The following is a 21154-nucleotide window of genomic DNA, read 5'->3' on the forward strand; positions in this document are numbered from 1 at the left end:
ATTTGAGTCACTTCTTTTTTATCATGTTTGGGCAATTAATTTTACAACTTACCACTTCTTTATTTTTTAATACAACATATTAATTTTTTCACATATATTATCGTATATATTACTTTAACGCCTCTAAAATCGACTTTTCTATATTCTTAAGTTTTACAAGCAATTCATCAATCTCAAGATCCGTTTTCTCCTGCTTTAAGTCTGATTTTAATATGTATGACAGTTCATCCACCTCTTCTTTAATGCTTTCAAGCTTTTCAACCACCTGAAGCCTCTTGAAGGAATTGTTAGGCCTTACTTTTTCGTCAATTTCAGTTACATTGCGAGCATTTATTATAAAGCTTTCTCCTCTTGACGGTATGATGGTTTCAATATTGAATCTTCTGTTAATTTCTTCAGAAAACTCGGCCATCGAATCCTCTTCGCCATGCACTATAAAAATCTTTTTAGGCTTTCTGTTAAATTTCCCAATCCAATTTAAAAGCCCTTCCTTGTCCGCATGACCTGAAAAGCCTTCAATCATCTCAATCCTTGCTTCCACCGAGATTTCTTCACCAAACAGCCTTACTTTCTTTGCACCGTCTATAAGCCTTCTTCCAAGCGTCCCTTCAGCCTGATATCCTACAAAAATTATTGTGCTGTCTTTTCTCCAAAGGTTGTGCTTCAAATGATGCTTTATTCTTCCTGCCTCGCACATACCGCTGGCAGAAATGATTATCGAGCTCTCTTTTCTCTCATTCAATGCCTTGGACTCGTCAGCTGTCCGGGTAAATTGAAGTCCCGGAAAGTCCAGAGGATTGTCGCCGTTTTCAATATATTCCCTTGCTTCCTCGTCATAGCAGTCCAGATTGTTTCTAAACACCTCTGTTGCCGATATGGCCATAGGACTGTCGATATAAACCGGAGTAGCAAACAGCATTTTTAATTTTTCATCACATACTTCTTTCTTTTTATTCAGTTCATATATGAGTTCCTGCGTTCTTCCCACTGCGAAAGAAGGTATTATGACATTTCCGCCTTGCTCAATTGTAGTATTTATCAAATCCAAGAAATGCTCAGCTTTGTTTACACGTTCTTTGTGAAGCCTGTTGCCGTAAGTTGACTCAATTACAAGATAATCCGCACTCTCGATTATCGAAGGGTCCTTTAGTATCGGCATATCCCTGTTTCCCAAATCACCGGAAAATACGATTTTTGTCTCTTCACCTTTTTCGGTAATCCACATTTCAATGATGGCCGAACCCAAGATATGCCCTGCATCTTTAAATCTTACCCTTATCTCGTCATTTATTTTCACTACTTCATCATAAGAAACCTTTCTGAAAAGTTTTAAGCAATCCACAGCATCCTGATATGTATACAACGGCTCAATTGGCGGCTTTCCTGCACGAAGCCTTTTTCTGTTCGTCCATTCGTTTTCAAATTCCTGAATATGACCGCTGTCAGGGAGCATAATGGCACAAAGCTCTACCGTCGGCTTTGTAGCAATTACCTCACCCTTAAAGCCCTTGATATAAATCCGCGGAATCCTTCCGCTGTGGTCTATATGCGCATGGGTAAGAAAAATATAATCAAGTTCTTCTACATTGAAAGGAAAATCTTCTTCATTTAAGGCATTGTTCTTGGAGTATCCCTGAAACATGCCGCAATCGACAAGAAATTTGGTAGAAGCCGTCTCCACATAGAAACATGAACCGGTAACTGTTTTTGCAGCACCTAAAAAGGTTATCTTCATTTCGCACCTCACAAATTCTTTTTATATTTTAATTCGATACATATTAATTCGACACAGGAACATTTTTTACCTTTAAAGAAATTGAAGTATTCCGGAATTTCCTCTTTATCGAAGTCAAACAGTTTAACATAATAACTCAATGATTTCCCTTGTCTTTTGGCAAAAGATATCCATTTCTTCATCGGAGCCGATACTTACACGAAGGAAATCGGCAATTCTAGAACTGTTAAAATGCCGAACCAGGATATTGTTCTCTTTATACTTTTCAAACAACAGTCTGCCGCTTATTTTCGGGTGACTTATAAAAATGAAGTTGGCTTTTGACTCAATCACTTTAAAGCCCATTGACGACAACTTCTTTGAAACCCACTCCCTTGTATTGATTATCTTATCTCTGATTTCACAAAAATACTCATGATCCTTTATGGCTTCTTCAGCACCAATCAGCGCCAGTCTGTCCAATGTGTAAGAGTTTATAGAATTCTTTACCCGTTCCAAACCCTCTATCAACTGCTCGCTGCCCAAAGCAAAACCCACACGAAGGCCAGCCAAGGCCCTGGATTTTGACAAAGTGCGGATAACTAAAAGGTTTTCAAATTCCTTTATCAATTCGACTGCGGACTTAGCACCGAAATCAACATATGCTTCGTCAATAATAACTACTTTATCGGTATTCTTTTCAAGAATTCTTTTTATGCTTTCAATTGAAAGAGCTTTTCCCGTGGGAGCATTCGGGTTTGCCAATATTATTCCGTCATTTTCGGTAAGAAACTTATCCACAGGTACATTAAATTCATCATCCAAGGGAACTAACCTATAGTTTACCGAAAACATCGCGGAATAAACTTCATAAAAGCTATAGGTTATATCCGGGAAAATAATAGTATCCCCGGGATTGAAAAACGCCATAAACGAAAAAGCCAAAAGCTCATCGGAACCGTTGCCAACAAATATTTCTGAAGCTTTTAGCCCGTAATGCTCTGCCAAGGTACTTCGCAGGCTTTCGCATGTTGGGTCCGGGTATAATCTCAGGCTTTCATTTGCTGCCTTTGAAATGGCATTTAGTACTTTTTCTGAAGGGGGATACGGATTCTCATTGGTATTTAGCTTTATGTACTTTTTGTCTTTTGGCTGTTCTCCCGGAACATATGGATTTATTTTTTTTACAATATTACTCCAATACTTACTCATATACAAAAACTCCTCAAATCAATATTACTAATTTTTTCAAATATTAATTACCTCATTTCAAACTCAGATAATTAAAACATTTTACAACTCAAAATGTTTACATAATAGTTCAAAATGTGGATTTACACCTTCAGTATTATATCACAGCCATAAGCCGGAATAATATCCTTGAAACAAAAATATTTTTAATTAAAAAACCTCCTGAGCTAAAGTCAGGAGGTCATGTATTAATATCAATATTTGCAAATAGCTTCAACCAATAATTTAGCCGCATTATTAATATCCGACATACTGGCGGTCTCCACAGGGCTGTGAACATATCTTACCGGTATGGATATTGCTCCAGAGGGTATTCCTCCCGCCGTCAAATGTATTGAACCGGGATCGCTTCCTCCTGCCTCAAGTATTTCCAACTGATAGGGAATATTAATCCTCTTTGCGGATTCCTCCAGAAGTTTTCTTACTTCGGGATGGCAAAGGACAGAACGGTCCTTAATTTTTATTGCAGGTCCTCCGCCGCACTTAACCTCCATGGGATGAGATTCGGGAGTGTCCCCAGTCATTGTGATATCCACCGCTATGGCTATATCAGGCTTAAGACTAAAAGCTGCGGTTCTTGCTCCTCTCAAACCGACCTCTTCCTGGACTGTAAACACAAAGTATATTTCATTATCTGTCTTTTTCAGGTCTTTTATCGCCTTTACAGCAACTGCGCAGCCGCTTCTGTTGTCTAAAGCCTTCGATATTACGGTATCACCTTGCAACACCGCATCTCCGACAAAGCAGGCAACATCTCCGATATTTACCATCTTTTGAGCCTCTTCTTTGCTTTTTGCCCCAATATCTATATACATTTTGGAAAGCTGGAGATTCTTCATATCGTCAAGCTTTTCCTCGTAATAGACAGCACCGACAACTCCGTTTTTAAACTTTACCCTCTGACCTATGGAGTCATAGCGGCTAACTCCTCCGATGGCCGAAAACCTTAAAAAGCCTTTATCATCTATATATGTAACCATTATGCCTATCTCATCCATATGAGTCGCGACCATGATTTTTTTGCCCTTGCCCTTTTTTACGGCAATGAGGTTTCCTAGGGTGTCAACTTTTATTTCATCAACGCAGTCTTTAATTTCCTCAATTATAGCTTCCCTAATTTCTTCTTCATTTCCGGATACTCCAACGATTCCTGTAAGTTTTTTCAGTAAATCAAACATTTGCTATTCCTCCGTTTTCTGTGATTAACATATTATATCAATATGCTACGCTTTAAAGCTTTCAATCAAGTTTTCGTTACTGCTAAATTCATCCAATACTGCTTTTACAAGACTAAGGCAGCTTTCATAATCTCTTCGGTTCATAACCGACACCGGGGAATGTATGTACCTGCAGGGAACAGATACCGATGCTACCACAACTCCCTCCCGGGATAGTTGTATTTTGCCCGCATCATTTCCTCCTGTGGTAGTTTGCTTGTACTGAACCGGTATGTTTTTATTTTTTGCTGTGTTGTACATAAAGTCAACCAGCTTTTTATTGGGATAGGAAGTCCTGTCCATTATGGTTAGCGCCGCCCCCTGGCCCATTACCGTTGAATATTCATGCTCGCGGACTCCCGGCACATCGGAGCAGGTAGTCCCTTCAACAACAATCGCAATATCGGGTTTTACCCTAAACGCAGCAATTCCTGCACCTCTTAAGCCTATCTCCTCCTGAACGGTAAAGCAGACATACAAATCAAACCGATATGTCTCCTTTAATATTTCAAGGAGTATCGCACAGCCGATACGGTCATCTAGAGCTTTTGCCTTTATACAGCCGTCTCCGAACTCCGTGTATACGCTGTGGAAGGCTATGTATTCCCCTAAGGGGGCAAGTTTTTCGGCTTCTTCCTTTTTTTCAGCTCCTATATCTATATACATATTCTTTTGCTTTATATTATTGCCCCTTTCAATCTTCTCCTGCAGATGAATAGGTTTTGAACCTATAACCCCAGGAATCCGCTTTTCTCCAACCAAAACTCTCTTTCCGGGAAGAATTCTTTCATCTATTCCGCCAATACTCGCAAATTTGATTAGACCATCGTCATATCCTGTTACCATAAATCCGACCTCATCCATGTGGGCGGATAACATTACGCGGTATTTTGAGGACACGCCTTTCTTATAGCAAATCAGATTTCCCATTGAGTCCTCAGTAATACTATCTGCATACTTTTCTGCCTCTGCTTTTATAAACTTTCTTACCTCGTCCTCATTTCCGGATACACCGTTTAACTCTGTCAACTCTTTTATCAGCACAGCACTTCCTCCATTTCGTTCCCTGTCATTGAAATAAACCTGGCAATCAGTCTTCCGGTATTTTTTATATCATCTATGCTTAAAGTCTCTATTACTGTATGCATGTACTTTAGAGGAATTGAAACCAAAAGTGTGGGAATTCCCTCTCTTGAAACCTGTACGGCCCAAGCCTCAGTGCCGGTGTCCCCGGGCTCCACATCGATCTGGTAAGGTATATTCTCTTCCTTTGCAAGCTCAATCATCTTCTTTGTGTACTTTCTATGAAGATTCGGACCAACAGCAACAGCCGGACCCTTGCCCAACGGAAATACGGATTCTTTCGGCGCACCGGGTATCTGCCCATGGCAAACATCAATCACTATCGCCAAGTCCGGATCTATATTGTAGGCAGCGATATTGGCTCCCCTAAGACCCACTTCTTCCTGAACGGTTGCCACAAACCAAACATCATCATTATGGTTTAACAATGTCAAGTTTTCCATAATGTCCAGCAAGGCAGCAACTCCCGCCCTGTTGTCCAAAGACTTGGAGCTAAACCTGCTGTTTTGAAGTTCAAATGGGTCCACTTTAAAAGTTACGATATCTCCTACCGACACATTTTCTCTCACTTCTTCAGCCGAAAGTCCCGTATCTATTGTCAAATCTTCCATTTTGACCGCCTTTTTCATTTCTTCCGGTGTCAAAAGGTGAGGAGGTTTTGCGCCTATAATACCGTATATCTCTTTTTTTCCATGTATTATTACCTCTTGTGCCAAAAGGATCTTGCTGTCCACACCTCCTACATTTGACACGGTAACAAATCCTTTTTTGTCAATACTTTTTACCATTAATCCTATTTCGTCAAGATGGGCTGTAACCATAATTTTTCTGCCGGAGGCACTTTTTCCCTTTTTTATTCCTATAACATTATAGAAATCATCTATTTCCACACTGTCACAGTATTTTTCAAACATCTTTGCAATGTGACCGCAAAGCTTGTCTTCCCGCCCGGATACCCCGGGATATGTACTTAAATCCTTTAAAATATTTATATAATCCATGTATTCACCCCGCCAAGCCATTAGAATAATTTTATTAAACCATACTCTATAATTATAACAAATTAAATGGGATTTATTTATAATTTAAACTGTTAAATTTTATAATATAAAGTTAATTCAAGCAATTTATGGAACCGTTTCCCTTATTCGAATCTTTTCGCCGAAAGTTTTTAATACTATAGCTCCTGATATATCGGTTCTCAAAACATAAATATCCCTTATGTCCAAACGCTCAAGAACTTCTTTTGAAGGATGTCCGAAATTGTTTTTGCCGACGCTTATAACAGCAACATCGGGATTGACACTGTCCAAAAACACCCCCGTTGAAGATGTAGCCGACCCGTGGTGTGCTATTTTCAGCACATCCGCCGAAAGATTCACATCATCTTCACAAATTAGTCTCTCCGCTTCCTTTTCAATATCGCCTGTAAACAGTATGCTCACATCCTTAAAATTGAGCTTTAGAACCAGAGAGTTGTTGTTTGTGTCCGACTCACTAAAATAAGTGCCTTCCTTTGGGTGCAAAACATCAATATATGTCTTTTTGTCAAGGGTAATGACATCGCCCCTCCCGCACTTTTCAACCGGGATTTTTCTCTTTTGGGCAATTTCAAGCACATCCGACAATCCCTCATCAATATCAATATCGGGAATTATGATATTTTCCACCTTAAAGTTTTCAAGCACGGGCAAAAGCCCTTTATAATGGTCGTCATGTCCGTGGCTCACAACCACAAGGTCAATTTCAGCTGCACCATAATCCAAAAGAAACGGAACAACAGTGTTTTCTCCGGCACTTTCCGGCCCTCCGTCAATCAAAACAGTCTTGCCGCTGTATGTTCTGATAAAAGCACCGTCCCCCTGCCCAACATCCAAAAACACCACTTCCATGCCTTTTGGCCACAAGAGGTTTAGTGCTAACAACATTACAGTTACAACTCCTGCCAATGCGCAGTACTTGTAGTTTAGCTTTGATTTGTGTTTTGGCCTGTACCAGAATAAATACAGTATAGCCACATAGTAAACTGTCACAAGGGCTATGGAAGGCGTTGATACCGTTATAACCGAATAAGGCAGCTGGGCTGTCGTTTTTGTGACAAACAATACAAAACTTAAAAGGGCATTGTTGCAATAACCTATCAATACGGAAAAAATAATATGTATCTGCCCCAAAAGAGCCATCAAAGAACCCATAATCGTAATAAATTCCACCACTGGTGCAACTATGAGGTTTGATAAAACCGAAATCAGAGATACTTTGTTAAAGTAAAACACCGTTATCGGCAATACTCCTATTTGGGCTGCTACTGTAGATGCCAGCACATCCGTTATAAATTCCGGAAAAAAGCTGAAATTCAGCATGCTTTTTAAATTCTGATAAAACAAAACCAACGAAATTGTTGCTGCAAAAGACAGTTGAAAACCAATATTAAAAAGACTTCCGGGATTAAATAATAAAAGCAAAATCGCAGCAAAGGCAATGCTGGTAAAAATATCCGTCTCCCTTTTTAAAATCTGCCCAACAAGGATGACTATTGCCATTATTACTGCACGAAGCACAGATGGTTCAAATCCCGTTATGAAGGTAAACATCAATAAGATGCCTATAATTATTATATTGTAGAGGTTTTGTCTAAACCTTAGCTTTTTAAAAATAAAGATAAGAGGTAACATGATAAAAGCCACATTGGCTCCGGAAACTGCCATTAAATGAGTCAGTCCCGAACGACTGAAAGCATCCTCCACTTCATCGGAAAGACCTTCCCTGTAGCCTATCAGCATACCGTTAAGTAGCCCTGCCTGCTGAGGTGGCAAACTTAGATTTATAACATTTACAATCTTTTCCCTGATACTAAGTCCTGCTTTGACAAATATATTTCCTTTAACATTTTTCTGCGGGTAAATATTTCTGTCCACAGCAAAGATAGTGGCAGAAACTCCCGAATGGTTCAGGTATTTTCGATAATCAAATCCCCCGGGATTGGTTCTCCCTTTGGGAATATTTAATTTTCCCGATATTTTAATCTCCCTTCCATACTCAAAAAGCCGAATATCATCACTTTCTTGCACGGAAAGAAGAATTTTTCCCCGAACCGTCTTCTTCTGGCCTAAATCCTCCTTTGGCCAGATTTCCTCCGTCTTTAGTATATATCTAACTCTTGAATCCCTTATCTCCGGTGCCGAATCGATATATCCCCTTATAACAACATTCTTTCCGGCAAAATCCTCGTATTTGTAAAAATTTGAGTTGTAGCTGTATAAATAATATACCGCACCGACAATATAAAACAGAACAATTCCGCTAATGACAAATTTGCTGTTATCCCTGTCCTTTAACAGAAGAAAAGCAATCAAACCAATTACTGCGCAGGACAAAACTGCAAACAAGTAAGAATGAGTTAAATTGGTGCACAAAATTCCGGCCATAAGAGATAAACTAAAGCAAACCAACGGTCTTTTCATTTTATGCCTTAAAAAGCTCCTTCACCGAAGGAGCTTTTTATCAAATCTCCTATTTGCTATTTATTATACTTTTTTGTCAAACTACTAATTCAAAACCCTTCTTGCGGTCATATAGGCATTGGCATAAAATCCGCTCGTAAGGTCACTTATAACAACGCTCTTTTTACCGCTTCCCGATGATGCATGAATAAACTTTCCATCTCCTATGTATATGCCGGAATGGTTAACATAATTATGTCCTCCGTTAGTATCGAAAAAGACAAGGTCTCCGGGCAGAAGTTCATCCTTTGAAACCCACGTGCCCTGTTTTGCCTGGCTTGCTGCAACCCTTTCAAGATTAACGCCGAAGTTAGTGAACACATATTTTACATATCCGGAGCAATCAAATCCCTGAGAAGGAGAATTTCCTCCATACACATACTTAACTCCTAAAAACTTCTTGGCATATTCAACAACCTGTCCCCTCACATCGGACGCATTACTGTTATCGGAAGATACCTGATTGGAATTCTCAGCGATTCCGCCTCTTGAAGCAACTGTAGTATTAACATTTACATATGTACCGGAAACCCAACCCGTAGAACCGTCCGCCAGCTTAATTTGATACCATCCGGATTCTTCTTTTATTATATTCACTTTTGAACCATTTGAAAGCTGAGTAACCACACCGTAAGATGTACCTGCTCCTTTTCTTACATTTAAACTTGAAGCATTTACAATTCCTGTTTTTGTAACAGTGCTTTCAACTTTTTCTGCGGATGCAGTCTTTTGAGTTGGATTTAGAAGAGTCTCATCAATTACTTGATTGGATGAAGAATTAGTTGTATTAGAATTAGTTGCATTAGAATTAGTTGAAGATTTATCGGTTGAAGTAGAACTCGTATTTAAAGTTGCCGCTATAGTTTCGTCTGCAACAGCCGGCTTTGGTGTCTCCGTTACTTTAACATAGGAGCTGTAAACCCAACCCGTCTTGCCGTTATACGAAACTTTATACCATCCGTTTGAAGTTTCAATTATTTCCACTTTACTTCCATTGGGAATCTGTCCTATAACTTTTGTAGAAGTGCTGGGATTTTCACGTACATTAAGCATACTCGCAGTTGTTACTCCCGTCTTGTTCTGCTGGGCATAAGAAGTACATGTCCATAAAGAAACCGATAGAGCCGAAGCCGTTATGTACATAAAAAACTTGTTAAACTTTAACATCCTTTATCCTCCGTTTCTTTCTTTCCTACCCCTTTGACAATTTTAAATAAAATATCAGAAATCGTCCCCAAAAATTTCGTTAAAAGTTTTTACATGAACACAAATATTATATATTTCTAATTTCCATTTGTCAAATTACCGGTCGCGAATTTGCAAACGGGGTTGCTTGCACGATGTAAGCTCAAAAGGATGTTATATAATATTTATCGACAATTTCCATACGGAAAGTTTATACTTCTCTATACATTATTACTACGTTCTTGGATTCATTTTTAGAACCATGATCACTCTTTATCGTTTTTACCGTTTTAAAGCTCTGTTGCTTCCAAAAAAGCATCCCCTTAACGTTTTCTTCTGCCACCGACAAATATACCCTGTTTACATTGCAGCATTCTTTTATATGCCGTATAAGCAAATTAACCGTTTTACCACCGTATCCCTTTCTCTGAAATTCCGGATCTATTATTATGGAGTTAATCCATGCCGCAAAAGCCCCGTCACAATTTACCCGGCCTTTTATGATACCGATCATTTCATCTGATGCCCGTATGTATATTCCTGCAAAAAAATCCTTTGAGGAAGACCGGCTTAAAAAATACCTTTTTTGCATTTCCTTAAGGCTTATGGGCTCGTAAACGCCTGTCGCCAACGAAAAATCGTCGATATTGTTGTACCACTTGAGCAAATGCGGCAGATCGTTTATTTTTAAATCCCTAAGGTATAACTCCTCACCGTCAATATTCAGAGGATACATTCAGAATCCCTCATCAATCAAATTAACAATAAATTAAAAATATACAATTCGCTATTATTCTATATATTTCTCCACAATCAATTAAAAATCCTTTTTAAATCTTATTTTCCATTGTTTTTGCAATAATTTTTATACAAAATACATAAAACCATATTATTTGATTTGTAATATTTTCACCAAAAAACAAGACCTATTTTTTTTAATTATTGTTCAGTTTACCAATTACCTAAAATATATAGATGTAATATACTAATAATGTACTTGAAAACTTTTTAACATACTTTTTCCTCTATACATTAATATATATTACCTGCGGCATAATTTACAGCTGCAGTTTTTTGTATAATAATCTTTAGCAAGCTCCTTCAAATTAATATAAATAGAGCAAATAGAACATAAGATACCTTATAACAAGGGGTTTATCCCCCTTGCCCCCTTGATTTTTCATCCCTTAAGAGTTACTTTCCATACAGTTTTTTCAAAGAATACTTATATTTTCACCCTTAAGGGCTTTATTTGTATTTCTTATGGCACACATTTTGCCGCACATGGTACAGGTGTCTTCATCTTCAGGCATCGAGCTTTTGCGATATTTTTCCGCTTTTTCCCTATCTATTGCAAGTTCAAACATTCTGTTCCAGTCAAGGTTTTTCCTGGCCTCGCTCATTCTGTAATCCCAATCTCTTGCGCCAGTAATACCCTTTGCTATATCCGCAGCATGGGCCGCAATCCTTGACGCTATAATTCCTTCTTTCATATCATCTATATCGGGAAGCCTCAGATGCTCCGCGGGAGTAACATAGCACAGAAAATCCGCACCGTTTGCAGCGGCAATAGCTCCGCCAATGGCACTTGTTATGTGGTCATATCCCGGAGCAATATCCGTAACAATGGGCCCTAAAACATAGAAAGGCGCACCGTGGCAAAGCCTTTTTTCCAAAACCATGTTTGCAGCAATCTCATTTATAGCCATATGACCCGGGCCTTCAATCATAACCTGTACATTTTTATCCCATGCTCTTTTGGTAAGCTCACCTAAAACAATAAGCTCCTGTATCTGCGCCGCATCGGTGGAATCATTTATGCTTCCCGGCCTCAATGCATCTCCAAGACTTATGGTCACATCATATTTTTCAAATATTTGAAGAAGCCTGTCATACTGCTCATAGAAGGGGTTTTCATTTCCCGTAAGCTCCATCCATGCAAATATCAAAGATCCCCCTCTGGACACAATATTGGTAAGTCTGCCGTTCTCCTTAAATCTTTCGGCAGTTTCCCTATTTATTCCGGCATGAATTGTCATAAAATCCACACCGTCTTCGGCATGCTTTTCCACCACCTCAAAAAACTCTTCAGCTGTAATGTCTTTAAGGTCCTTGTCGTAAAACCCTACCGCGTCATATACCGGCACAGTACCTATCATTACGGGAGACATTTTAACCAACTTTTGCCTAAACTCTCCTGTCTTGCCGTAGGAACTCAAATCCATTATGGCCTCAGCCTTAAGCTCAATTGCCTTTTTAGCCTTTTCCAATTCCTTGTCAAAATTGCAGCAGTCTTTTGATATTCCGATATTAACATTGATTTTTGTCCTTAAACCTTCTCCTATCCCCTCAGGGACAAGGCTTTTGTGGTTTTTATTGGCCGGTATGACCACTTTTCCCGAAGCAACAAGTTTTAGAAGTTTTTCAACCGGCATATTCTCTTTTTGAGCCACTATTCTCAATTCATCGGTTACTATTCCTTTCTTTGCAGCATCCATCTGAGTTGTATACATTTTATAAATCCCCTCTCGAAAACTTTGATTTTACCGTGCGAATTTTTTTCTCAATATCCTCTGCGCCCACAATCTCGGTAACCATGGCTATACAACGGGCTCCCCGGGCTAAAACCTCATCCATATTGTGTTCCTTTATACCGCCTATTGCGACATAGGGTAGCTTTATATTTTTCACAACATAGTCAAGGTACTCAAGCCCCACAGGTTCACAGACATCCTCTTTGGTATACGTTCTATAAAGAGGACCCACGCCTATATAATCGGCCCCGCGCCTTACCGCATCCTCTGCCTGTTTTGGAGAATGGGTAGATATCCCTATAATCATTTCATCTCCCACAAGCTCTCTGACCTTTTCTATCGGAAGGTCATCTTGCCCTATATGTACGCCGTCAGCTTTAACCATCATTGCAATATCAATATTGTCGTTTACAATAAATGTAACGTCCGATCCCAGAGTCATCTTACGTATTTTTTGACACTCATTGTATTTTTCCAGAAGACTTTTCTTCTTTTCCCTATACTGAATTATCTTGATTCCGGCCTTTATCATTTTTTCTACCACCTCAATATTGCTTAGGCCTTTAGAGTGTTCTTCCGAGGTAATGCAATAAAGACCGGTCATTATTTCGTTCAATTTACCTCTTTTACTTGTACCAATCATAAATTTAAAGTACTCCCTTTCAATGCCGTATACCTCAAACCTGTAGCCTTCATATAATTTGGAAAGCTTTAATTCATTGAGAACCTTAAGGCTTTCCTCTATAGTCCTTAAAGCCTCCTGAATCCGCTTGAAGTTTGCCTGGGAAAGCTCATAAATAGAGGTTTTTCGGTCAATGTCCAGTTCCATTGATGTTTTAAAACCCACATCATTTACCGAATCCCTGCTTTCTATAAGGTTTGGAATCAGGTTTGAAATATTTTTTCTTATACCGTGCCTCAATTCTTTGAGCCTTTTTGAAAACAGTCTGTCATTATAACAAAACCGTGACAAATCCTCCAAAACCCTAAGCCCTTCCGACGCTCTGTTTATATTGGCGTCCAGCACTCTATAAAGATTATCCAACACCGTCACCTCCCAAAAAGCTTCATATTTCCGGTATCCTTTATAACACTTCAGTCCAAAAAACAGTACACACAGCATATAAGAAGCAAAAGCTTCTATTTTTGCGTTATAAAAAAGCTCAAAACCAAATCCGCCTGTTTTGCTGCTGCAATATTAACTCTAGGAGAAATGGAAGGTACACCTTCTTTAACTCCGGTCACAAAATCTCCAACCATGAAGAACCTGTCATGTATTTTTCGAATTTTTATCTCATCACTGTTTCCCCATCCGGCAAGTCCTGACGCACACACGAAAAACTTTCCCGACGAAGCAAAAGTTTCTACCATCATGGTCTTGTACTCCACCTTGTCAAAAGCCTCTATCACAGCATCGCAGTCATCAAACAGCATCTTAGCGTTGTTTTTATCAACTTTTTGCTGTATTGCTTCTATCCTTACGTCGGGGTTGATCCTTAAAAGATTCTCCTTTAAAGCCAAAACTTTAGGACAAGCCAATTGATCCAGAAAGAAAAACTGCCTGTTCAGATTGGACGGCTCCACCACGTCAAAATCCACTATTTTTAAGTATTTAAAACCGCTTCTTACAAAATGCAGGGCACAATTTGAGCCAAGTCCCCCGGCTCCGGCAATTCCCACTTTAACTTTGCCAAGTCTTTCAAGTCTTTCTTTCCCCAGATAGGACATCAGTCCTTTTTCAAATTCATTCATAGCTGCCTCCCAAATCACTATATTGCCTGCCAGTCTTTAAACACCGGCTGATAACCTTTGCTGTAAATCATTTGCCTCATTTCTTCCACACCCCGCCGGTCATTAATATCAAACTGTCCGTCGCTTTTATCGCAAAGGGTATGTCCCCCTACCTGGGTACTTGACGCGGCAGACATTTTGGTAACTCCAAGACCTATAAGATTATTTCTCAGCTTCTCACTTTCTCTTGTGGAAATTGTTATCCCCGCCCTTGGCATAAATAATCTGTAAGACAACATTATCTGCACCAAATCCCTGTCCTCCACGATGCAGTCGGGTATGAAGCTTCCAAAGTGGGGTCTTATTCTCGGAAGGGATATGCTTATTTCTACATCTGTATAGTTGTTTTGCAGATAATCTGCATGAAGTCCCGTATAAAAAGCCTCCGTCCGCCAGTCATGAAGTCCCAAAAGAGCTCCGATATTCACATTTCGCATTGAGGCCCTGCATGCCCTTTCCGGGGCATCAAGCCTGTATATGTAATTTCTTTTGGGTCCTTTTAAATGAAGTGCCTTGTACTTTTCTTCATCATATACCTCCTGATAGATGGTTATACCGTCTACACCTTCCTCTACCAGCTCGGCATACTCATTTTCATAAAGAGGATAGACCTCAATCGCTATGGACCTGAAGTACCTTCGAAGAATTTTCACACAATCCTTTATGTACCCGACAGGACTTTCCTTTCGGGATTCTCCCGTCAAAATCAAAATATGCCTAAGACCTGTGGATGAAATTGCCCGGGCCTCTTTTTCCACTTCTTCTAAAGTGAGTTTTTTTCGTTTTATGCTGTTGGTTATATTAAAGCCGCAGTAGACGCACTGATTCACGCAGTAATTTGCAAGATACATCGGCGTGTACAGTAATATAACCTTTCCGAAATTTTGCAGCGTAAGCTTCTTTGCCTTTTGAGCCATGGGCTCTAAGTACTTTGCCGCTTTTTGGGAAAGAAGCATGAGAAACTCCAGTTCCGAAAGCCGCCGGTCCTTGTTTATTATGTTAATGATGTCCCGGTCAGTGACCCTGTCAAAAAAGCCCTCAAAATCAAAATTTTTATACTCCATATACCTTTCATAAAAGCTCATCGTTCATTCCCCATTTTACTTTGCAAATAATTTATTATCCTATCATGCTAGAAATCCTGTAAGCGGTGATGAAGCTTCTGCGTATTCTTTTACCGGACCCATACCGGAAAGGAAGGCTTTTCTTCCGGCTATGACCGCTTTGGCAAAAGCTTCGGCCATTACCGCAGGGTCTCCTGCGGTAGCAATTGCGGTATTCACCAAAACAGCAGCTGCACCTAATTCCATAGCTTCACAGGCATCGGAAGGCTTGCCTATACCGGCATCCACTATAACAGGAATATCAATTTCATCAATCAGGATTTTAATCATTTCCCTGGTTTTAAGCCCTTTATTGGTCCCTATCGGCGCTCCCAACGGCATTACGGCAGCAGCACCAGCATCTTTTAGTCTTCTGGCATCCATTAGATCGGGACTCATATAAGGAAGTACCGTAAAGCCCTCCCGTGCAAGGATCTCTGTGGCCCTAACGGTTTCCATGTTGTCCGGAAGAAGATACCGATTGTCCGATATCACCTCAATTTTAATAAAATTGCCGCACCCCAAAGCCCTGGCAAGCCTTGCAATTCTAACGGCTTCCTCGGCGTTTCTTGCACCGGATGTATTGGGCATAAGAATACAATCTTTGGGAATGTATTTGAGCATATTTTCATCATCAGAATCAAAGTCAATTCTTCTTAATGCCACCGTGACGACCTGAGCTCCTGACATCCTTACAACATCAGGTATTATCCTATTTGCAGGAAATTTGCCGGTACCGATGAAAAGTCTGCTGGTAATTTCCCTGTCTCCAATAATCAATTTGTCGTCCATTTTTTTCATCCTCCCCCCACAAACCTAAGTACTTCAAGCTTATCGTTTTCCTTTAAAACAACACTTTCCCATTCTTCCCTTTGAAGAATACTCCTATTGTATTCGATGACTATACTTTCCGGTTCAAGACCTTTGCTGCGAATTAACTGTGTAAGAGATATTCCGTCATTTACTTCAGTTTGTTTGCCGTTTAAGGTTATAAACATTCCATCACCCCCAAAAAATAAAATGTTATAGAACTAAAAAACGCTTACCCCGAAGGATAAGCGCCAATAGACTATAATCAAATACCATATTTAAAGCTTCCCTCCGGCGGTACTAACCGCATCAGGTTCAAAGGGTTAAGAGACAAAGGTCTCTTTCTCAGCCATAACGGCACCCCTAGCACAAACATTATTTTTTTATTCATTATATATCAATACCGATACATTGTAAAGCCAAAATCATTCATTTAATGAAAAATATGATTCATCTAAAATTTCCTCCCACAATTCTTCTTTTCCCTGCCTTTTTTCCGAAGAAAAAGGAATTATTTTTATATCGTCTCCAAGCTTTAGAGTATTCCGTATGTCCGAAAGCCTCTCCTTTATTTTCGAGCGGGGTATCTTGTCAAGCTTGGTAGCCACAACCACATAGGACTTTCCCATGCTTTTCAGCCATTCATGCATAAGAACATCGTCCGAAGTCGGCGAATGCCTGATATCCACCAGCATCACTATCTTCCTAAGCTGTTTTCTTTCAGCAAGATATGTCTCAATTATATCTTTCCAACCGGATTTTGTGGACTTTGACACCTTTGCAAAGCCATAGCCCGGAAGATCAACAAAATAAAGTTGGCCATCAATATTGTAAAAATTAATAACCCTGGTTCTTCCCGGTGTTGCAGCAACTTTTGCAAGATTTTTTCTATTCAACATCGTATTTATGAGTGATGACTTACCTACATTGGACCTTCCTACAAAGGTAATCTCCGGTATATCACTTTTCGGATACTGGTCCGGTTTTACAGCCGTAAGCTCAAATCTTGCATTGTTTAAATTTAGATTTAACTTCAACTTCATCACTCCTTATATCAAACTTGTATATCGGAAGTTGTAACACAAACGGTATTATAACATTTATCCTGAAAATATTTAAGTACTTTCTAAATAGTTCATGTATTCTTCAATGCCGCCGTTAAAAATCCTGTTGATTTTATTTCCGAAAAAGCTTCTATACTTCATGGTTGTACTTTCACTGTCAAGAAGCACCACATCAATAGAAAGCTTTCTGTCCTTTCTGTGCCGAAGCTTAAGCTCACAAATTTTAAGCAAGTGTTTGAATTCATAGTCTGCCTGAGGAAGGGAATACCCGATAAAAATCCACCTTTCGGAGTTTGTCAGCATATCCTCCGCTTTGTCCCATATGTTCGGGAAAGTATTTGTCCTAAAGGATTTTCTGTAACTTTGAGTTGCTATATGAGCCGAAACAGTATCCCCGCATACAGGACATCCGATGCCGTCCGTAGAGACCCTGTCCGTCATTCCTTTCATTTCATCAAACAACTCAAAATCAGAACTTTTAAATCCCACTTTTCTTATATTGGGAACTTTGCTCATAGTATCGTTTATCAGCACTCTGCAGTTGTCGCAATAAAGCCAATTGGAAGAGCCGTGTATTTTCAAAATTTCGATCCTTTTGCTTTCATCCTTGTTTTCCTCAAAACAGCTATCACCTGTCAAATATTTTCCTCCATTGCAATAATCTACGGTTATCCCGGGGTCAATCTCATAAATATATTTTTCCAAAACCGTATCCCAGTTTAGTACCAAAAATCCGGTATGCTCAAGCCCAGCTCCAATAAAAAACCTTATGAGCTTGTCCACCTCTTTTGAATATGTGAAGCTGCCTTCTAAAATTGAGAAAATTCTATAAATTATTAGTTTCTTTAGAGCCCGAAGATGAATAGGGGAATATTTTATCCCAAGATGATGCTCCGAATTTGTAGATATATCCATGCAAGTAAGCAAATCATCCAGTCCGGGATATATATCTTTCTCAAACCCGAACACATCCCTAGTAAAATTTTCCACTACATGGGAAATGCCCCGTTCAAAATCATTATTTAACGTGTCCTTTGTCAATAACGCAGGTATTTCAGATTGCACAGGCAATCCGGAATTCTTTGAAAAGCCTGCACCAAGTATTAATGTCGTCTTCATGCCCTCTCCACACATTAATATTTTTTTATATAATCAAATATGATATAGCTTTATTTTTTGATAAAAATGAAATATTTATCAGACCTAAATGTATTTTTTATATACAATCTTCTATTTCCAATTCTTCACCCTTTTTCTCAATTGATTTTGTACATGTTTTATGATAAAATTCATTATTATTGGTGGAGGTGATAAAAAAATATGTCATGGCAAACATGGGTTTACTTGTTAGCTGTCGTTGCTATTCTTGGTATTTCATTCTTTCTCCTTATGCGTTCTGCAGATAAAAAACTTGAAGGAATAAAAGCAAAATCAAAAAAGAAAAAATAAAAATATTAAATAAAGCTTAAGATAATAAAACTACATTAGAAGTTACTGTTGTCTTAAGCTTTATTTACATAACTTCGCGAGTAGTCATACATACCTATTATGGTCCTATTTCACTTTAACCATCTTGATATAAAAAAAATCTGATGCTATAATTTACTTATAAAATATAAAAATATAGAAAACATAACACCATTATTTGTTGTTAATATAAAGCTGTTCTTTGTACTTTTATTCATATAAACTATTTTTTACGGGGGGAGTATTTTATGGAACCAATTCAACACAACAAGCAACTAATATCAAAATTCAACGAAATTCAAGAGGAAATCCTGAGAATCGGCTGGAACGGTATAATTCAAAAATACCATCCCGACATTAATTGCGACGACGAAAATTCTGCTAAAGTATTCAAAATGTACAAATCCATCTATGAAAACATGAGGAAACGTGTAATTGTTAACCCGTAGTTTACATTTTTCAAGGGCCGGATATATTTAATGCTTAATGCTTTTAAAGTCTGAAGGCAAAAAGAACAAAGCTCTCCTTTATGCCTTCAGACTTATATAGTTTATGGCCTTACCTCAATAAGTTCTAAAGCAATTTTAGAAAGTATGAGAAACTATGTGCCGATAATAATCCCCTGTTCCCTGTATTGATTATATATATCGTCTAAAACTTTTTTATTTTCGTAATTATAATGCTTTAGCTTCCAATACAGATAATTCGTTATTATTACATTTTTACAAGTCAAAATCATTGATGTATAAGCCTTTTTATCGTTCTTATAGCTTGATTTAATCAATTCAAACTGTTCTATTAAGGATCTGCCATTAAATTCATCGGGTAATGCATCCAAACCGGAGTATTTATCTCCATAATATGCTTTGACAATTCTAATAAAACCAATTATATTTTTATTGAACGTTTCAAGGTCTTGTGCCGGAATCCACAACTCTTTATGATTTTTATTCCCGACAGTTTCAGCTTTATATTTCGATATGTATGCATTCTCAACATCAAATTCCAAAACATATCCTACAAAATTCGAAACAGGGTCTTCGGTATTCCACTTTGACGCAATCTCCTCCGCATAACCCATATTTAAAACGGGATAAAAAATCGGTTGCTCCGGCAAACGAGGTGGAAAACCTTTAAATTCCAATTCTATTATTTTCAGTAATTCCTTTAACCCTACCGGTCTATATAGCCTCATGGCAATTCCTTTCTATAATGCGTCAGTACTTAAGTTTCGATTGATTCTTTTCTACTGATCGAATTTTATCAAACGCGATAATTATTGCTCGTTTTATTACTCATTTTTATCTGATGTTATTTCTTCAAATGTATTATCTAAAATTGCATTGCCAAGAACCAGATCAGTGTATTTCAAAGAAAATCTTACAGCTATTTTTGTACTATACCAGACACCCTTTTTTAACTTGCCTTCAAACCTGTCAAGATATTCATCGGATGCTTCATGATATATGAATTCCAATCTACCCAAAACTATTATTTCATATGGTCTATCTTCAATCGGATGTTCAAGAAGAATCTCAACATCAGAAGGGTCTGCAATAAACTTTACTTCCCGTATTATTGAGTTTTTGACAGCATCATTATAAACATCTTCCATAACTGGTGTAAATGGAGCAGTAGGAAATTCCGGATCAAATTCTTTAGTATAATCCACATTTCCAATTATATTCTCAATATAATTTTGGGCCCGAGATATATGACTTTGTCTCATTTCATCAGTAAGTTCATGCTTAATATTAGGACTTTTTAAAAGCGGTACAAGATTATCAAAGTCTGTATTGAAATTAGCGATGCATTGATAATAGTTATCACTTAAACCGGGATTTATATAAAACACAGGCTGTCTGTTTTTGGTATCTACAGTAACCTTGTATTCTTTTTCATCCCAGTAAACTTTATAGCCAAACGCTTCAGTAATAGCCCGATAAGGCAAATATGTCCGATTGTTTCTAATAACCGGTTTAGAGTCTAAATAAACTGTTTTACTTTCTTCTGTTTTTAAATTCGTAATAAGCATGACATCTTCAATATATCCAACTATAAATCTTATTTCTATGTCATCATAAGTAATTATAACCCTCTTTATTCCATCAACCCACTCAACCTTTGCTCCAAAACTCTCTGCAATTGCACGAATCGGGACCATTGTTCTTCCAAATTCGTTTATGTAAGGCTTTGCATCCGAAAATTGCAGCTCTTTATCATCGACATATACTTTTAGCTCACGCTGCTCTGAAGCTGAAGCAAACAACAAGCTGCTTGCAAAACCTATGACCAGAACAACCAATATGGCAATGACTCTTAAATTCTTTAGTAAAAAATTCTTTTTCATCTTAATTCCTCCACCTTCCCAAAGAATTGAATTTATATGATTGAATTTATAAAAAAGATAGCCTCATAAGTAAACTTTATAT

The 21154-nt window shown here is 38.4% G+C and carries 20 protein-coding genes, 1 pseudogene and 1 riboswitch; of the genes and pseudogenes, 2 read left to right on the top strand and 19 right to left on the bottom strand.

What is annotated here, in order from left to right:
- Window positions 1–109: 109 nt before the first annotated feature.
- The 17 genes and pseudogenes from PLH43_RS04640 to PLH43_RS04720 form a co-directional block, all read right to left on the bottom strand.
- Window positions 110–1735 carry an MBL fold metallo-hydrolase gene (locus tag PLH43_RS04640; RefSeq protein WP_324360582.1) on the bottom strand — a complete coding sequence of 542 codons (1626 nt, stop codon included), beginning with the start codon at window positions 1733–1735 and terminating at the stop codon, window positions 110–112.
- A gap of 123 nt (window positions 1736–1858) precedes the next feature.
- Window positions 1859–2926: a histidinol-phosphate transaminase gene (hisC, locus tag PLH43_RS04645; RefSeq protein ID WP_324360584.1), complete on the bottom strand. Its 1068-nt coding sequence runs from the start codon at window positions 2924–2926 to the stop codon at window positions 1859–1861.
- Between the two features lie 233 nt (window positions 2927–3159).
- Window positions 3160–4143: a M42 family metallopeptidase gene (locus PLH43_RS04650; RefSeq protein WP_324360586.1), complete on the bottom strand. Its 984-nt coding sequence runs from the start codon at window positions 4141–4143 to the stop codon at window positions 3160–3162.
- A 45-nt stretch (window positions 4144–4188) separates the two neighbouring features.
- On the bottom strand, window positions 4189–5226 hold the full coding sequence (locus PLH43_RS04655; RefSeq protein ID WP_324360588.1) for a M42 family metallopeptidase: 1038 nt from the start codon (window positions 5224–5226) through the stop codon (window positions 4189–4191).
- Window positions 5220–6266, bottom strand: a complete 1047-nt coding sequence (locus PLH43_RS04660) for a M42 family metallopeptidase (RefSeq protein WP_324360590.1) — start codon at window positions 6264–6266, stop codon at window positions 5220–5222. The genes PLH43_RS04655 and PLH43_RS04660 overlap by 7 nt, the downstream gene beginning before the upstream one ends.
- Before the next feature lie 126 nt (window positions 6267–6392).
- Window positions 6393–8729: a DNA internalization-related competence protein ComEC/Rec2 gene (locus PLH43_RS04665; protein WP_324360592.1), complete on the bottom strand. Its 2337-nt coding sequence runs from the start codon at window positions 8727–8729 to the stop codon at window positions 6393–6395.
- A gap of 84 nt (window positions 8730–8813) precedes the next feature.
- A complete protein-coding gene (locus tag PLH43_RS04670) occupies window positions 8814–9935 on the bottom strand; it encodes an SH3 domain-containing protein (protein WP_324360594.1) in 1122 nt (373 codons plus the stop codon).
- A gap of 229 nt (window positions 9936–10164) precedes the next feature.
- Window positions 10165–10689, bottom strand: a complete 525-nt coding sequence (locus PLH43_RS04675) for a GNAT family protein (RefSeq protein ID WP_324360596.1) — start codon at window positions 10687–10689, stop codon at window positions 10165–10167.
- 478 nt (window positions 10690–11167) lie between these two features.
- Complete coding sequence (gene thiC / locus PLH43_RS04680; RefSeq protein ID WP_324360597.1) at window positions 11168–12466, bottom strand: phosphomethylpyrimidine synthase ThiC; 1299 nt, start codon at window positions 12464–12466, stop codon at window positions 11168–11170.
- Between the two features lies 1 nt (window position 12467).
- Window positions 12468–13130, bottom strand: coding sequence for a thiamine phosphate synthase (gene thiE / locus PLH43_RS04685; protein WP_324360647.1), 663 nt, complete (start codon window positions 13128–13130; stop codon window positions 12468–12470).
- Between the two features lie 27 nt (window positions 13131–13157).
- A pseudogene (locus tag PLH43_RS04690) lies at window positions 13158–13610 on the bottom strand (hypothetical protein); the annotation flags it as partial.
- Window positions 13611–13627: 17 nt separating this feature from the next.
- On the bottom strand, window positions 13628–14239 hold the full coding sequence (thiF, locus tag PLH43_RS04695) for a sulfur carrier protein ThiS adenylyltransferase ThiF (protein WP_324360599.1): 612 nt from the start codon (window positions 14237–14239) through the stop codon (window positions 13628–13630).
- Between the two features lie 17 nt (window positions 14240–14256).
- A complete protein-coding gene (gene thiH / locus PLH43_RS04700; RefSeq protein ID WP_324360601.1) occupies window positions 14257–15363 on the bottom strand; it encodes a 2-iminoacetate synthase ThiH in 1107 nt (368 codons plus the stop codon).
- 42 nt (window positions 15364–15405) lie between these two features.
- Entirely contained in the window at window positions 15406–16173 is a 768-nt protein-coding gene (locus PLH43_RS04705; RefSeq protein ID WP_324360603.1) for a thiazole synthase, read from the bottom strand.
- Between the two features lie 5 nt (window positions 16174–16178).
- Window positions 16179–16379: a sulfur carrier protein ThiS gene (gene thiS / locus PLH43_RS04710; RefSeq protein WP_324360605.1), complete on the bottom strand. Its 201-nt coding sequence runs from the start codon at window positions 16377–16379 to the stop codon at window positions 16179–16181.
- A gap of 81 nt (window positions 16380–16460) precedes the next feature.
- Window positions 16461–16566, bottom strand: a riboswitch (TPP riboswitch).
- A gap of 50 nt (window positions 16567–16616) precedes the next feature.
- Window positions 16617–17234, bottom strand: coding sequence for a ribosome biogenesis GTP-binding protein YihA/YsxC (gene yihA, locus PLH43_RS04715; RefSeq protein WP_324360607.1), 618 nt, complete (start codon window positions 17232–17234; stop codon window positions 16617–16619).
- Between the two features lie 72 nt (window positions 17235–17306).
- Window positions 17307–18374, bottom strand: a complete 1068-nt coding sequence (locus PLH43_RS04720) for a hypothetical protein (RefSeq protein ID WP_324360610.1) — start codon at window positions 18372–18374, stop codon at window positions 17307–17309.
- Between the two features lie 201 nt (window positions 18375–18575).
- Here PLH43_RS04720 and PLH43_RS04725 point away from each other — a divergent pair, with 201 nt between their 5' ends.
- Window positions 18576–18704 (top strand): hypothetical protein, encoded by a 129-nt coding sequence (locus PLH43_RS04725; protein ID WP_324360612.1) that lies wholly within the window; start codon window positions 18576–18578, stop codon window positions 18702–18704.
- A gap of 266 nt (window positions 18705–18970) precedes the next feature.
- Complete coding sequence (locus tag PLH43_RS04730; protein WP_324360614.1) at window positions 18971–19171, top strand: hypothetical protein; 201 nt, start codon at window positions 18971–18973, stop codon at window positions 19169–19171.
- A 152-nt stretch (window positions 19172–19323) separates the two neighbouring features.
- Here PLH43_RS04730 and PLH43_RS04735 read toward each other — a convergent pair whose 3' ends face one another.
- Window positions 19324–19917: a hypothetical protein gene (locus PLH43_RS04735; protein WP_324360616.1), complete on the bottom strand. Its 594-nt coding sequence runs from the start codon at window positions 19915–19917 to the stop codon at window positions 19324–19326.
- 96 nt (window positions 19918–20013) lie between these two features.
- On the bottom strand, window positions 20014–21072 hold the full coding sequence (locus tag PLH43_RS04740; RefSeq protein WP_324360619.1) for a copper amine oxidase N-terminal domain-containing protein: 1059 nt from the start codon (window positions 21070–21072) through the stop codon (window positions 20014–20016).
- Window positions 21073–21154: the final 82 nt, after the last annotated feature.

Origin of the sequence: Acetivibrio sp. (assembly GCF_035371925.1) — a bacterium.
In the GTDB taxonomy this organism is placed as follows: Bacteria; Bacillota; Clostridia; order Acetivibrionales; family Acetivibrionaceae; genus Hungateiclostridium.

Bases quoted from the DNA above. Each gene is read 5' to 3' on its own strand.
- PLH43_RS04735 (WP_324360616.1), bottom strand. From the start codon at position 19,917: ATGAGGCTATATAGACCGGTAGGGTTAAAGGAATTACTGAAAATAATA.
- PLH43_RS04720 (WP_324360610.1), bottom strand. From the start codon at position 18,374: ATGAAGACGACATTAATACTTGGTGCAGGCTTTTCAAAGAATTCCGGA.
- PLH43_RS04725 (WP_324360612.1), top strand. From the start codon at position 18,576: ATGTCATGGCAAACATGGGTTTACTTGTTAGCTGTCGTTGCTATTCTT.
- thiF (WP_324360599.1), bottom strand. From the start codon at position 14,239: ATGAATGAATTTGAAAAAGGACTGATGTCCTATCTGGGGAAAGAAAGA.
- PLH43_RS04740 (WP_324360619.1), bottom strand. From the start codon at position 21,072: ATGAAAAAGAATTTTTTACTAAAGAATTTAAGAGTCATTGCCATATTG.
- thiS (WP_324360605.1), bottom strand. From the start codon at position 16,379: ATGTTTATAACCTTAAACGGCAAACAAACTGAAGTAAATGACGGAATA.
- PLH43_RS04730 (WP_324360614.1), top strand. From the start codon at position 18,971: ATGGAACCAATTCAACACAACAAGCAACTAATATCAAAATTCAACGAA.
- PLH43_RS04660 (WP_324360590.1), bottom strand. From the start codon at position 6,266: ATGGATTATATAAATATTTTAAAGGATTTAAGTACATATCCCGGGGTA.
- thiC (WP_324360597.1), bottom strand. From the start codon at position 12,466: ATGTATACAACTCAGATGGATGCTGCAAAGAAAGGAATAGTAACCGAT.
- thiH (WP_324360601.1), bottom strand. From the start codon at position 15,363: ATGAGCTTTTATGAAAGGTATATGGAGTATAAAAATTTTGATTTTGAG.
- PLH43_RS04705 (WP_324360603.1), bottom strand. From the start codon at position 16,173: ATGGACGACAAATTGATTATTGGAGACAGGGAAATTACCAGCAGACTT.
- PLH43_RS04675 (WP_324360596.1), bottom strand. From the start codon at position 10,689: ATGTATCCTCTGAATATTGACGGTGAGGAGTTATACCTTAGGGATTTA.
- PLH43_RS04665 (WP_324360592.1), bottom strand. From the start codon at position 8,729: ATGAAAAGACCGTTGGTTTGCTTTAGTTTATCTCTTATGGCCGGAATT.
- yihA (WP_324360607.1), bottom strand. From the start codon at position 17,234: ATGAAGTTGAAGTTAAATCTAAATTTAAACAATGCAAGATTTGAGCTT.
- thiE (WP_324360647.1), bottom strand. From the start codon at position 13,130: ATGATTGGTACAAGTAAAAGAGGTAAATTGAACGAAATAATGACCGGT.
- PLH43_RS04670 (WP_324360594.1), bottom strand. From the start codon at position 9,935: ATGTTAAAGTTTAACAAGTTTTTTATGTACATAACGGCTTCGGCTCTA.
- hisC (WP_324360584.1), bottom strand. From the start codon at position 2,926: ATGAGTAAGTATTGGAGTAATATTGTAAAAAAAATAAATCCATATGTT.
- PLH43_RS04650 (WP_324360586.1), bottom strand. From the start codon at position 4,143: ATGTTTGATTTACTGAAAAAACTTACAGGAATCGTTGGAGTATCCGGA.
- PLH43_RS04640 (WP_324360582.1), bottom strand. From the start codon at position 1,735: ATGAAGATAACCTTTTTAGGTGCTGCAAAAACAGTTACCGGTTCATGT.